Raw genomic sequence first — 14,725 nt, 5'->3', positions numbered from 1 at the left:
ACTAAATAAGTTTGTAAAAACTGAAATCCCGAACCTTGTACTTATCAAGATTCGGGATAATTTCTACGTATAATCTTAGTCCATAACGTTCATTGGAGCTTGTTTTTGTGGTTTAGGTTGTGGTTTAAAGATGGCTTTATCTTGCCCTTCACCGTACAAAGAAGGAATTAAATAATGCCCTTTTTCATGGGGGCGTTTCTCAATTTCAACAGCACGTTGTTGAGGGTTTTGTTGCATATACAAGTCGTTACGTTCCGCATAAACTGCCCAAGAAACTTCTTTTCCTGCAATACCCCCACTCACCACAAATTGATTGTTCTCATTGACTTTTTCTTTGATATACAAAGGCATATATGCCCCAACAGGTGTTAATTGGTAACTTACATTTTTGTTGATGCTGTTAAAATAGTCGGGTAGTTCAACCGTTGCATTGCCATTGGCATCAAAAGTAGTTGTTCCCCTATAAACATTTAATACCTCGCTAGATTCTATACTAAAATGGCGAAGGTATTTATTTTCAGGATCTTTGGGGTGATCAATACGAAACGTTTTTGTTCCCGTAGCACCTAAGGTTCCATTCGAATAGACCCCATAAGCTCCATTTTGAGCACCTAAATATCGATCTTCTCCCAAAACACCATAAAAACCTTTTCCTCCTACGCCTACACCATTACCCAATGGAGCGACATTGTCAAAGTTTTCACCATAGACTCCAAAGCCAGTTGATTGCCCTGTTTGACCTACTGTTCCATTAAAACCAACGCCCAAAACGCCATGTCCACCAACCGTTCTCAGGTTACTACCATAAACAGCCGCTTCAGCATTTGAATTGGCAGCAGCTTGCCCTGCTACTCCCCATGCAGTGCCTGTTGTATTCCCTATAATACCTGCTACAGTATTCGAATTACTATTGGTGTTCGCCTGAATCGCAGAAAATGTATTGCTAGCATTATTGGTGCTACTAATTAAGCCTACTCCTGTATTGTTGTTCTCCACTCTTAAAGCGGTCGCATTAGCACTGGCAGTTGTTATCGATACTTCTCCAGCATCGGCTATTATACTTCTTCCAACTCCTGCTCCTCCATAATCATAGGCATTGTCTAGGGTTCCACCAGAAGGCAACGTCACACTATTGCCACCATTTCCACTAATACTTAAGGTTGAGCCGCTAAAAGAAAGCGTTTGTATCTCATTGTTAGCATTATCATCGTTTAGATTGATACTTCCTCCACCATTGGACAAAGAAATACTATTCCCTATTTTAGATAAGACTTGAGGAGTTGTATTCCCCGTAGGAAGTGTAATGGTATTGCCGTTACTAAGGCTTAGGTTAGAACCATTGATAGAGAGCGTCTGTAATTCGTTACTGGGATTATCATCGTTCAACAAAACAAAGCCCCCGCCACTAGATAAGGCAAGTGTATCGTTATTTCTGGAGAGAAATTGGATGCTGCCGCCAGTAGTTCCTGTCGGTAATGTAATGGTATTGCCTCCGCTAATACTCAAGTTAGGACCATTGATGGATAAACTTTGTAGTTCATTATTGGGATCGGCATCTGCATCATCTGTATTGTCTACCGTAGCAGCATGTAAGGCATAGGGAACAGAAACTAATGGAATGGTTCCCATATCTTGATAGGCTGAATTGCCCGTTTCATCCATTTCTAATTTTAGATAATGCGCATTGCTGCCCCAACTAATGGTATTAAAGGTTCCATTGGCTACTGTTCCTTGTCCTACTTTTAGGTTAAATAACCCAAATTGATTGGTGGTAGGAGCATGGGTTTCTACATATAAAATGGCTCCTGTTGGACTATTAGCAATGATAGATATTCGTATACTAATGGCTTGATTGATAATTGGTAACCCTGTGTTAGATCTTGCAATGGCTTGATATTGGAAGGCTTGAGGCGATTGTGCGTGGGTTGTTATAATAAAGCCTATGGAAAGCAAAAATAGAAGTAGGAATTGTTTCATGATTTATTGTATTTTTTGAATCTTAAATGTTTGAATGCTAGTCTTGTCTAATTTAGAGACACGCAATAAATAATGTGCAGCAGGTAGATTGTTGAGATCAATTCTTGTTGTATTATCCACTAAATCGTATTGAGCAATGCGTTGTCCTAAAATATCAAATAATTCGGCTTTTAAGTTAGAAGAAATGTCTTTTTGAATGGAAAGCTCTTGGAAGGTTGGGTTGGGAAAAACCTGAAGGGATATAGATGGTGTAAGTGCTTGATTGGTCGATAAAGAGTTAACAACAATTGGTTGCTGAAAACCTTGTGTTAGTATTGCTGTGCTACTATTTTCGGTGCTTACAATTGGTTCTCCTAGCGTCCAACTTAGGGTGGTTCCTCCTGAGTTTAGCCCAAAATCTCCTGCGGTGCCAATCACATATTGTTCTAGAGATTGACCGTAGGATTGAGTGGCTATTAAAGAGAAGGTTAGAAATAGAAGTGTTTTCATGCTGATAATGTTAGAAAAGATAAAATAATGAATCGTTACTCGATAGAATAGTATCAAAAAAGCTGCCATAGAGTGGAACTTAATAAGAGGGATCGTGGTTAATATTATTTAAAAATCCTCTAACTATTTTATAATTAGAGGATTTGGTATCCAGAAAAAGGAAGGATATATTTTCAATAAAATCTTTATTTTGCAGCAATACGTGCTTCTTTTTGCCGCTTAATTACATCCGCTAAAAGAGCAATTGCTTTGTGGTGTTTTTTTACATAAGGATTGGACATATCCCAAACATAACCTGCTAAAACAGAGCAAATTTGTTCCTTAAAATTAGAAACTTTTTGTCCAGCAAAAAAGATAGTTTGTAGATTGCCCGTATACCACTCTTGCACATAAGTTCTAAAGACATTGATACCGTGCTGCATATATTCAGCGTAATCTTTTTCCCAATCTACTGTCTCGCCTTGAAGTTGGCGGTGCACCAATTCAGCAGCAACAACTCCTGTTTCTGTTGCAAAGGTAACTCCTGAAGAAAAAATAGGGTCTAAAAATTCAGTGGAATTTCCAACCAAAACATAGCGTTCTCCATACATTTTTTTGACACCAACCGAATAGCCCTTGATAAGTTTGGGCGAAAAAACAAAGGTTAGATTTTGGGCATATCTATCTTTTAATAGGGGATGAGTATAGAGTAGTTCTTGAAATCTGTTTTCATCATAAGCTGCTCCTTTTTGCGCTAGAAATTCAGCTTTCCCAACAAAACCAATCGAAGTGATTCCTTCTTCTATAGGGATAATCCATGCCCAAGCTTCTTGAAGATCTACCACTTCTGTTAATACTTCAGAACCTTCTTTTCTTACAGGGTCTTTGATGTGTGCAAAAAAGGCATTACGACTCGGAAATGTAGAAGGGCTCCCCAAGTCCAATAGACGGGGCAAAACACGACCATAGCCACTAGCATCTACCACAAATTGAGCCTCTACTTGGTAAAGCGCTCCCGTTTGGGTTTTAATATCAACAAGTGCTTTTTTTTTGTCAAATTGCACCGCTTCTACTGCTTCTTGATAATTTAGTTCAACTCCTTGACGAACAATCTCATCTGCCAAGGTTTTGTCAAATTTAGCTCTAGGCATTTGCCAAGCATATTCCCAGCCACTAGTATATTGTTCAGAAAAATTAAAATCACAATACTCTTCGGCACTGCGCACAAAACAGGCTCCGTTTTTACGCTGAAAATTTTGCGCCTTAACCGCTTCTAATAAACCTGCTTTTTCAAGATTGTATAAGCAGCGAGGAAGTAGACTTTCGCCAATAACAAAGCGAGGAAATTGTTGCTTTTCTACGACCTTAACTTTGTGTCCATTCTGATTTAATATAGCTGCTGCAACACTACCTGCAGGACCTGCCCCAATTACCAATACATCCACGTTCTCTTTTCTCATCTTTGTTGTTATTTATGTTAATTGCTTTCAATGGGTTTGAACTTACACAAGTTACGAAAAAGCTTTTGTAGTCATGGGTTTTATTAATTGATTTATTGCTGAAAGTTAGAGAGAAGAATTAATAAATATTGAGTTTAAATAGTACTTAAAAAATCTTATCATTGCAGCATTAAAAACTAAAACATTGATCATGAGATTATTTTTATTAGTACTGCTTGGTTTATGCTTGGTGACAACCAATGGTTTTGCTGCTGTTGTTTATAATTCTACCACTGTAGTTGAGGTAGCTCCACCTGTAGAAAAGAAAGTGAAAAAACAGCGGAAGCGGAAACGGTTAAAAAAGAAAAAAAGGGGACCCCATCAAGTAAAAACAGATATAGGAGGTAAGATCTATATGATTATAGCACTTGTTTTTTTTAGTATGTTTTTAATCGCATTATTTTTCCTCTTGTTATTTTATCCTAGTTTATTTTTCGCTTTATTAATTGTCTCAATCATACTTTTGGTAATGGGAGTATTGGCTTTGCTTTTTAGTTTTTATTTCAATAATAGAAACAAAAACTGGGATGCAGATTATAAATAAAACTTTGGTGTAGAAACAAGCTTTAAACTAAAAAAGGGTTGAGGAAAATGTCCCCAACCCTTTTTTTAATTACTTCACTTTTACTTTAATCATAACATCTTCTTTTCCTTTTTTGTAGGCCTCCATGATGAATTCATCACTAGAAACTTCAAGGATTCTATCCACACTAAATTGATAAATTTTAAGACCATCTTTTACATCTTTTGTGTCAAAAATGGAAACTTTAGAAACCTTACCATTTCCATCAGGAACTTTATAAGCGGTAAAAAATCCTCCTAAACCATCCATGTGACGGGCTGGTCTTTCATCCAAACCTAAATCTAAGTTTTTGATGTTATCTAAAAACACAAAATAGTGATTGCCACCCATACTCATGTGTTTATAACTCAAAGAACCTTGTCCTCTACCACCAGTTTGACGCTTAGGGAGTTTTCTCATCCAAGCTAATTTTCCATCAGGGCTAATTTTGCTTACCAAAATATCGTTATAATGATAGGTATAACGAGCTCTACCTTTAGAATCATAGGTAACAACTACATAATATTGTTCCCCCATTAAAATAATGCTACCGTCTTTTTGGATAACTAATTTGTCCATGACAAGAGATGAAAATTCAGCTTTGCCTTTTTTCTCTTTCTTTTCATTTTTCTTTTGTGTACGACTGGTCGTGTATTGATTTAAAATCTCTACAGGAATTTCATGAAAAATTTTATCATTGATTCCACCCTCTTTATCTAATTTAAAAACAAATATACCATCGGCAGTAGCATAGTTATTTTTGTTGTAATAACCTGCACAAAGCATTTCTTTTTTATCACTTTCAAACAACCAAATCCCATTGATAAATTTGTCCTTTAATTGGATTTTTGTGATTTTTATTTTCTTTGTTTTAGGAGCAACTTTAAACAATTCGATATGATAATTAGGCGCTTTATCCTTTTTATCTTTCTTGGTGTTTTTATCAGAACCATCAGGTCTTACCTTTGCCAAAATATAAGCATTCCCTTCGGCATCTACACTATAATCGATGTTATCCATCTTTTTTTCTGTGTAAGGCATTTCTATATCACTTCCTGAAAGTTTTTCTAGATCGTTGTTAAAAACAAACATACCAATGATATCATGGTTAATTGCATCTCTCTTTTTTTCAGGTTTTCTACGGTACTGAACTAATAGCTTAGACTTGTCTTTGGAATACAAAAAATCAAACTTTGGAGTAGACTCTACTCTAAATGAGAAACCACCAAATCCCATAGAAAACATTGGAGCTCCCGTTAACTTTCCTTTTACCGCTACAATTCTTTTTTCTTTGGCTTTAAATTGACAATTTTCAAAATCAATTTCTCTTACAAAAAGTTGTTCGGTTGTATTTTTTTTGTCCCAAAGCGAATAATAACAATAAAGTTTATCTTTAAACCAAGATATATTCTCGATAACATATCCTTTGGGTAAATCACTAATTTTTTTGCGTTGAATTTCTTTCATCTTTACAGCATCAAAATGCTGCATGTAGATGTCTTTACCATCTTTCTTGATTGCCAAAGTTTGACCTTTTTTAGAGGCATAAGTTTTATACCGAGCATCAATTACACGGAAGGGTTCACTGACAGTGTAGTCAAATTTTCCTTGCCCAATACTTAAAGTAGGGAGAAGAAATAAAAGGAACAAATAATGTAAGTTTCTCATAATTAAAAATTAAAGAGTTTAGTTAAATATATGTATAAGAACAATAGCGCAAATTTAACAAATAATTGACCAATTCAATTAAGCACAGGCAACTAACGATGGTCAAAAAACAAAACAGGCTTGCGGCTCATCGCTGGAAAACGCAGTGCATTGATGGTTTCAAAATCCGAAAACTCTACCTTAGGAGCGACCCTTAGTTTGGCTCTAAAATGATCTTTGATTCGTTTCTGGAATCGAGGTGAAGCATCTTTAGAGCAGATTTTGATAATAATTTCATCCGTGCCAATTTCATTGGTGAATACCTCAATCACAAAGGCAACAATTTCTTCAAATTGATTCAATAGGTTGTATAACGCAGGAGGGTAAAGGGTAGTTCCCTTGTATTTTATCATCTGCCCTTTTCTACCAAGAACAGGTCCCAAACGCAGAGTTGTTCTACCGCAAGAACAAGCATCCTGATACCATTCACAAATGTCCCCTGTTCTGAAACGCAATAAGGGCATCGCTTCCATTTCTAAAGTACTGATGACGACTTCTCCTGGGACACCTTCAGGAACAGGCTGCCCCGCTTCATCCAAAATTTCAACAATGATTAACTCTGGATGATGATGCCCGCCTCTACTATATTCGCATTCGGTAAAAGCCGTACTCATCTCAGTAGAAGCATAGGTAGAATATAATTCTATATCCCACAAGTCGGTGATTTTTTGCCCTAGGGTATTGAGTGAGAAGTCGGAATTGCGCAAAGATTCTCCAATGCAAATGGCTTTTTTTATACTGCTGTTCTGATAGTCAATGCCATTCTTTTTGGCGTATTCTATCAACTTAAAGATAAAAGAAGGCACCGCAATTAAGGCGGTTGGAGAAACTCGCTTGATGGTATCCCATTGCAAAGCTGGTAAACCAGACCCTACTCGTACAATGCCTGCCCCTAACTTTCTAGCACCTAGAAAATAAGCCAAGCCTGCCATAAAACGGCGATCAATGGTAGTCGTTAACAACAATACATCATTGTCATCGATGCCCGCACTAGCAAAAGAAGTGGCTTCATTGTAGGCCAAGCGATCCAAATCTTTATCTGTTAGTGCAAAGGTTACAGGTTTTCCCATTGTGCCAGAAGTTGTCACATAGTCAATGATTTGACGTCGATCAACACAGATAAAGTCATCGTTGTATTGCTGCAAATCCTGTTTAGTTGTCATTGGCAACAGGGATAAATCATCCAGCGTTTGAATGGCGTCAGGGCTAATATTCTGTTCGTTAAAGATGCGTTGATAATAGGGAGAATGAGTAGCCAGATATTGAATCAATTGGCTCAATTTTTTATCTTGAAAAGCCTTTATTTCAGCCTTTGTTGCACGTTCTATTTGTGGGATTTTCATATGTCGTAAAAATTCAGGATTGGCGATAAGCTTATGAGTTGTTTTGTTCTTGAACTGCCATTTTACAAGCCTCTAAATTTTCTAGAATAAGCGTTCTTTCTGCTGCTGTTGCAACCTCTTTGCTTAAGGCAGTTGTATAAGCTGAAATTGCTTTTTGATAATTTTGTTTTGCCTTATAAAAATTTCCAGCTAACTCATAGGCATGGTAATAATCAGGGTTAAGTTCTATAATAAGTGCTGCCTTTTTCTCTTCTTCTGACGTACAGGAAGTACCATTTTGAGCCAGTAATGTTAATTCTTTTTTTAATTGTCTAAATTTTACATAGTTCTTAAAATCAGTGGATAAGGCAAAGGAGTCTTGGGCAATAAGCAAGGAGTCAACGCCAACAGAACGATTGGGAACCTTTTTCTGATTAAAGATACTATTCAAATCATAAGCCACAAATTCTCCTAGCTGATAAGGAGCCGTAGAGACCCACATGAGGCGTTGTTCTGGCATAAAAATAACCGAATGATGTCCCTGCAATTGGTTTAAGGCTTTTTCATTGCCCAATCCTATATCCACTCCTTGATGACCTTGTTTATCTCTAAGAATATGTGCTACCGCTTGATAATCCAAAGGCGTATGTTTTTGCATTAGGTTTTGAGTGCGAATTTGTCGATAATTAGAGGCGCTGGTCGCTATGTTATTGAGGTTGTCACTATCCGTTTGAAAAGCATTACTTTGATAATGATTCGAACAAATAATTTCATTGTCATCAGAATAATACAAAGCAATTTGGTTAACGGATTTTTCAATGATAGCCGTACGCCCATCCTCTGCGGAACCGATCATTAGCGACTCTGATACAAATGTCTCATATTGTTGAGCAATTTGATAGGCCTCCTCTATGTTTTTTGCATATTGTAAAATCTTTCGAGCCACAATAGATATAGGAGTTTTGGCCGAGGTAGGCAAGCCAGATTTTGCAGCATTTAAAGTCACCGTTAATCCTTTCTCATTCATTCCAGAAACGACCCCTAAGAAGCCCCCCCAAGTAACGGTTGCTAGTTGGTACCCTTCTTCTGGATTGATAAACAACACCATCTTGTCCTTGGCAAAATCATCTCCTACATAAAAATCAAAATTACGCCCTATAATCAAGCTACTATCTGCACTTTTTTCTTTCCAGCTAGAAAAAGAAGTACAGCCCACCACTGCATAATCTTTTAGCGCATGACCAATGTCGTGAGCAGCATGGTAATTTAAAATACGTTCATAATTAGAACCTATCGCATTAAACTCATTGCTACAAAAATGCGTCTCACCATAAATCTCTTGCTGATATTCTATAGGAATATATTCATCCAAATTTCGATTAAAAAAACCAACCATATAGCGCAACAAATACAAAAAAGCATCAGAAGGAATTAACGCTTTGATTTGTCGTACAAAATATACTTCTTGTTGGACAATAAGCTCTTGGGCTAAGTTGCCTAAAATTGCTCCCCTCTCAAAGGGTTTACCCTCTATATAGGCTTCCCAAAGACCATGTTCATTTTTTTGCAGCCAATTATTTTTTATACGGTAAAAATCGTTTCCATTTTTGCTGCGTTCTAAAGTCCAGGCACTAGTATCTGTTATTGGAGGGGGACTGATGCTCAACCACCATTCTAAAAACAGCACCAAAAGTACGGTGAAAATTAAAAGATTTCGAAGGCGTTTGCCCCATTTTTTTAATCGTGTCATAGAGTTTAAAATTATCCGTTTAGTGATCTGGTGTGCTAAGTGGCAGAAACAATATCTGTCAATAATTTTTTTCTATCGGTAAACTTTAAGCAGGCTAAGATGCCACTTACTGTCACTCCTAAAATGCCATGCACATTAACGTTTTGTCCCGTTAGGCTCAAATTGGGAATGCGTGTTTGGACGGCCAAGGCAGTACGCATAGGATCTTTGTAGTTGCGTTCAAAGCCATAAAGAGACCCCGTTGGGCAGCCAATATAATCTCTAAAAGACAAGGGAGTAGAAACGTAGGTGTTGGAGATGTTTCCTTTTAATTGAGGAAATTGTTTGTACAATTGTTCCAATAATGCTGCGGCTTTTTCTTGCTTAAATGCTTCATAATCTTCTCCTCTCGATTGTTCATTGGATACCGTATTAAAGGTGTTTCCCCACTGTTGAACCTCTTGATAATCCATGTAGCACATTGCTGCAAAGCTATCAGCATAAATAGAGTTTTTGGATACATTGGGGGTTAAGGCTAAGTAAGTAGAGGGCCAATTTTTTTGGTTGTAATCAATAGCATCCCACATCGCAGTTGTTTTATTGTGGTAATGATTTCTATTGATGTATTTTACCGTATTGGGTTTTAGGGTATAATGAGCAGAAAAGACAGAAGGAGTTGCTTTTATGTTATTAATTCGATTGAGGTAGGCCTTTCTTAGGTGACCGTTTTGTCCTCGAACAAAGCGACTTAATTGCGTTGGATGTGCGCTAGAAATTACTTCTTTGGTGGTAATTTCTTCTCCTGTAGTTAGTCGTACTGCTTTTATTTTAGCACCATCAAATACAAACTGATCGACTTCTTTTCTTTTAAAAATATCTCCTCCATTTGCTCTAATATTTTTGACTAATAAACGAGCAATTTGAGAACCTCCATCTACACAACGCCAAGCACTTTCTATATAGCTATTGAGTACCATAGCATGTAAATAAAAAGGTGTGGCGCTTCCCCTTCCTGCATAGAGTATATTGTTGCCTGCTAAAACAGCTTGTAGCGTTGGGTTAGAAGTGAGGCTAGCAATTTTATCCTTAGCATTAATCATAAGATGCTCAAAGTTGGTAGGATAGGCTTTGTCAACCTCTAAATGATATAGAGGAAACTGTTTGCAAATATCTTGAATGGCTTTGTTGTAATTCTTAATTGCTATTCGTTCAGTAGGAAATTGCTCCGAAAGGCTATCAATAAAACGTTCGTGTCCTTGTGCCATTTTATAGGCAGTGGGATTTCCTTCAAAGCTAATGACATCAAAAGCATCCATATCCATGCGTTGGAGCTTCAAATCATCCATGATCCCCAGATATTTAAAATATTGATTTAGGGATTGTCCTTCTGCAAGCCCGCCAATATAATGGACTCCAACATCAAAAATGCATCTGTCTCGCACAAAGGTTTGCAAACAGCCACCAAATTGCTTGTTCTTTTCCAATATGCAAACTTTATAGCCTTCTTTGCTTAGGATATAACCACAAATCAGACCACTTAGCCCACTACCAATTATCGTTATGTCGTATTTTTTTTCCAAAATTAGTAGGATTTAGAGATGTCCCTAGGAACACTGTGTTTCTTGATGATAAAAATAATATTAGAGGTTTTTTGTGTTAGATCCAATCGCTCAACGGTTAGATTATATTCACCTGCCACTTTCTCAATCTCTTTGCCAGACAAAAAGGTTAAATTTTCTGCTATGGTTTTATTAAAACCAAATATCTGAGTAGAGAACTTCTCTGTCCAGACAGTGCCTTCATGCCGCTCTTTTAAATCTGCATCTCCATCTCGTATAATCAGCATTCCGCCCTCATTGAGCTGATCTAGACATCTTCTAATGAGTTGGTGTTGTGCTGCTTTTGGGATGTAGTGGAGCATGTCACTAATTAAGAAGACATCACTAGCGGTTAATGGATATTGAGTTGCGTCTGCTGCTACAAAATTGATCTTGTCATTTTTTAAAAAAGCTTCATTGGCAACCAATATTTTCTCAGCATCATAATCGATGCCTGTTATAATTCGATCATTGGATAATAAATGCAACATATAGGGCATCATTCCATAGCCACAACCAATATCAGTTATCGTGGCTTTTTTGGGGAGCAAAGCATCAAAGGGGCGGTATTTATCTTCTAATCGGACTTTTATTCGAGTATACCACTCCAAAACAGGTCCTTTGTAGATATAGTTTTTGATCAATCGATCTTCAAAAAAATCAGCGGTTTCAGTAGCTTCTTTTATCTGCTGAAATTCTTGTTTAAAGTATTTGCTAATCGATTTTGTACGCTCAGAATAACTGTTTCCCCAAGATGAATCGGTAGGAGAAATTCGATCTAAAAATTTCATGGTAACCGTCGTGCCATGCACCAAAAAATCATTTTTTCGAATACAATCCCCTGTTCCATGAAAAACAATAGGAAGAATATCTAGATTCAATTGTTCTGCGATGTAAAAAGCCCCTTTTTTAAAACGACTTATTTTCCCCGTTTTAGAGCGAGTCCCTTCAGGGAAAACCATAATAGAATAGCCTTTATCGGTCAATTTTTGGAGCTGTTCAATGCTATTTTCTGCACCAGCATCAGAAGGGTAAAAATCAGCAAAACGAATTACTCTTCCAAAAATAGGCGAATTCCAAACCCAACTATTTGTCATAATAATAATCTTGGGATGTAACATCAAAATCATCATTATATCCAAGAAGGATTGGTGGTTGGCAATGATTAGTGCAGGTTGGTTAAGCTGTAATTTTTCTTTGTTGATATAAATTTTTCGAACGTTAAACATCAAGTGGATTAAAGAGGCTGAAAATAGTCGAATCACTCGATGTAACAGGTATTTTTTAAGCTCTTTTTGAAAGGGGCTAATGGTTAGCGTAAAAGTGAGCAGGGTTAGGATTAAACAACCCGATAAAAAATGTGTATAGGCGATAACCGTAGAAATAATATTCAACAGAGTATAAGGAGGCAATCCTTTTGCTTTGCGATTGAGTATTAATACGCCAAAAATTAAGGGTTGTATGGTGAATGTAATAACCAAAATAGATAAAATGCCTATAATGGATAAACTGGCAATGGAAAATAGGGCAGGGTGTTGCGCAAAAATCATTACGCCCATTCCACACATCGTGGTCAAAGCGGATAGAATAATGGAGGTTTTATAAGTAGGTAAAATGCGTTCGCCATACTTATATTCATGCAGCAAACCTTTGGTTACAAAAATGCTATAGTCTATTCCTAACCCAAAAATAAAGGTGCAGATAATAATATTAACAACATTGAATTTTAAACCAATTAATGCCATTAAACCTAAGGTCCATTCCCAACTTAACAATATCGGAAATATAGTCAAAAGGGCTAATTCTATCCGACCAAATGCAATTAACAAAATGATTAGAACAATGAGAAAAGACCAATTGACGAGTGTACTAAAATCTTTTTGTAGGGATTGCGCAAATTGATCGGCAATAAATTGTTTGTCAAAAATAGTAATGTCTTTATCTGCCTGAAATAATGGATAAACCGTGGCTTTTTGATCGTCTTCTAATTTTACAATAGAAATAAACGAATATTGCCCATTTTTGAACGTACTATATTCGCTAAGGAGTAATTCTTGAAGGGCACTGAAACGATCAATGGAAACGGGTTTAAATTCTTTTTCAAGGAGTGCCGAAAACTGGTTAAAGGTCGTTGCTTTAAACTTAAATTTATTGCCTTGTTCAACCAAGGTTTGTTTTAGCGCCGTTTTTCGTTCTGGTGTCCAAAAGTGATTCCATGCTGCTATTTTTTCCGCTTGAGCTTCTTGTGAAAGTAAAAACTTACTAACAGAAGTATAGTTTTGGATGCTTCCTTTTTCTTTTAGTTGTTGGAGTTGGCGACTGGCTTTTTCATTGCGTCTTAGTGCGGTCTCCATATCGGATGCAGTGCTAACAACGTAGGTGCTTTTTAGGGCTTCTCCTCCCATTTGTTGGAGGTTCTGATCGGCTGTTTTTAGGGCAGGAGGCATGAAGTTGATATTGTTCATATCATCTTCAAATTGAACCTTATTAAAAAAGAATAAAAAGAAGAAGGTAGCCAACGCAACGCCCCCTTTTATCCATTTATTTTTATGAATTGGATAAGCGGCTAATCGATCCAAGAAGGTATCTTTAGGAATGTTTGTTGTGTGGGTTGTTTTTGGTAAAAAATGAGGTAAAACAACCAAGGCAGAAACAGCAGAAGCTAAGACCGCAACGGCTGCAAAAATTCCTAAATCACGCATGGCTTCAGAGGACATATACAACAGGCATAAAAAGGCACTACTTGTTGTTAGGCTACTCATTATGGTAGGAGTAGAAATATCCTGAATGGTTTTTTTGACGGCTCCCTCTGACCTAAAATGCGCAAAAACGTGGAGTGAAAAATCAACGGTTATACCCAATAAAACAGCTCCTACGCCCAATGAAATAGCAGAAATACTGTCTTTGACCAATACCAAAGTTGCCAAACCCATTGCAGCTCCTAGCACAACAGGAATGAAAATTAAAATGGGGATGGATAAGCGTTTAAAAAATAGAGCAATAAATAAAATTAATGCGATTAGCGCTGCTCCAACCGTATAACTAATGTCTGTTTTAATTTGTTCGGCATTTGCTACAGATACGGCTATACTGCCAAAATATTCTGCCTCAAATTTATCTTCAAATTGAGCTTGGGTAGCGGCTATTTTTTTATCAATTTGTGCCAACAAAATAGCATTTTCTCCTGTCGCTCCTGCATTGGCTTTGGGGGTAACAAAAAACAACAAGTGCTTTTTGTCTTTGGTCATAATTCGGTTATTGTGCAAAATATAATTGCCGTCAATCTGGAAATCTTGCAAATTCCGAAGGGGCAAACTCGCTAAGCCTAAAGGGTCTTTTATCACATTTTTTTTCAAAACAAATCCCGCAGGAGAAAGCAGGGTTTTGTAGACAGATCTTAGCGATTTTTGAATGCCTGTAGAATCCAAACGATTGGCAAGTTCTTCGTAATCTTTGGGAGCTAAAAAAAGCGGCAAATGCTCGTAAAACAAATCGTATAATTGGGTAATCGCAGCATCTGAAAGGGTATAACGAATTTCTTGAATTTTATTGGAATCCAAGTGACCTAACGAAGCAACAAGGCTATCCGCAAAATCGATGAGTGCAGCTGGGCGATCAAAACTAGCGGTATCTGTAGGGGAAAGATGAAAGATAAGATTATCCGAAAATTTAGTGTTCTGATAAGCTTGATTGACTTTTTGGATATTAGCATCTAAGGGAATAACCTTGGCTATATCTTCGTTTAATTTAAGCTGACTAGCAATAAGCCATAAAGATGCAACTAGAAAACCACTAACTAAAATGGCTAAAAATAATTTTCGTTGCTGGAAGTAGTGGTATAAAAAAGTAAAAAATGAGGCCAT

General features: G+C 37.0%; 9 protein-coding genes. 1 reads left to right on the top strand and 8 read right to left on the bottom strand.

Going from position 1 to position 14,725, the window contains the following annotated elements; genetic code table 11:
* Window positions 1-75: 75 nt before the first annotated feature.
* The 3 genes from AsAng_RS29300 to AsAng_RS29290 all read right to left on the bottom strand — a co-directional run bounded on the left by AsAng_RS29300 (window position 76) and on the right by AsAng_RS29290 (window position 3,905).
* Window positions 76-1,977 (bottom strand): hypothetical protein, encoded by a 1,902-nt coding sequence (locus tag AsAng_RS29300; RefSeq protein WP_264793648.1) that lies wholly within the window; start codon window positions 1,975-1,977, stop codon window positions 76-78.
* A gap of 3 nt (window positions 1,978-1,980) precedes the next feature.
* Window positions 1,981-2,466, bottom strand: coding sequence for a T9SS type A sorting domain-containing protein (locus AsAng_RS29295; protein WP_264793647.1), 486 nt, complete (start codon window positions 2,464-2,466; stop codon window positions 1,981-1,983).
* 185 nt (window positions 2,467-2,651) lie between these two features.
* On the bottom strand, window positions 2,652-3,905 hold the full coding sequence (locus tag AsAng_RS29290) for an NAD(P)/FAD-dependent oxidoreductase (protein WP_264793646.1): 1,254 nt from the start codon (window positions 3,903-3,905) through the stop codon (window positions 2,652-2,654).
* Window positions 3,906-4,095: 190 nt separating this feature from the next.
* Here AsAng_RS29290 and AsAng_RS29285 point away from each other — a divergent pair, with 190 nt between their 5' ends.
* Window positions 4,096-4,488 carry a hypothetical protein gene (locus tag AsAng_RS29285; protein ID WP_264793645.1) on the top strand — a complete coding sequence of 131 codons (393 nt, stop codon included), beginning with the start codon at window positions 4,096-4,098 and terminating at the stop codon, window positions 4,486-4,488.
* A 69-nt stretch (window positions 4,489-4,557) separates the two neighbouring features.
* On the opposite strand, the gene AsAng_RS29280 is transcribed toward AsAng_RS29285, so the two are convergent.
* The 5 genes from AsAng_RS29280 to AsAng_RS29260 form a co-directional block, all read right to left on the bottom strand.
* Window positions 4,558-6,174 carry a hypothetical protein gene (locus tag AsAng_RS29280; RefSeq protein ID WP_264793644.1) on the bottom strand — a complete coding sequence of 539 codons (1,617 nt, stop codon included), beginning with the start codon at window positions 6,172-6,174 and terminating at the stop codon, window positions 4,558-4,560.
* 92 nt (window positions 6,175-6,266) lie between these two features.
* Window positions 6,267-7,556: a phenylacetate--CoA ligase family protein gene (locus tag AsAng_RS29275; protein ID WP_264793643.1), complete on the bottom strand. Its 1,290-nt coding sequence runs from the start codon at window positions 7,554-7,556 to the stop codon at window positions 6,267-6,269.
* 31 nt (window positions 7,557-7,587) lie between these two features.
* Window positions 7,588-9,285 (bottom strand): C45 family autoproteolytic acyltransferase/hydolase, encoded by a 1,698-nt coding sequence (locus AsAng_RS29270; protein ID WP_264793642.1) that lies wholly within the window; start codon window positions 9,283-9,285, stop codon window positions 7,588-7,590.
* Window positions 9,286-9,320: 35 nt separating this feature from the next.
* Window positions 9,321-10,844 carry a phytoene desaturase family protein gene (locus AsAng_RS29265; RefSeq protein ID WP_264793641.1) on the bottom strand — a complete coding sequence of 508 codons (1,524 nt, stop codon included), beginning with the start codon at window positions 10,842-10,844 and terminating at the stop codon, window positions 9,321-9,323.
* Between the two features lie 2 nt (window positions 10,845-10,846).
* Window positions 10,847-14,725 (bottom strand): trifunctional MMPL family transporter/lysophospholipid acyltransferase/class I SAM-dependent methyltransferase, encoded by a 3,879-nt coding sequence (locus tag AsAng_RS29260; protein WP_264793640.1) that lies wholly within the window; start codon window positions 14,723-14,725, stop codon window positions 10,847-10,849.

Source organism: Aureispira anguillae (genome assembly GCF_026000115.1).
Lineage (GTDB): Bacteria > Bacteroidota > Bacteroidia > Chitinophagales > Saprospiraceae > Aureispira > Aureispira anguillae.
Note: the sequence above shows the minus strand (reverse complement) of the source record. Positions and strands in the feature narration are given on the sequence as shown.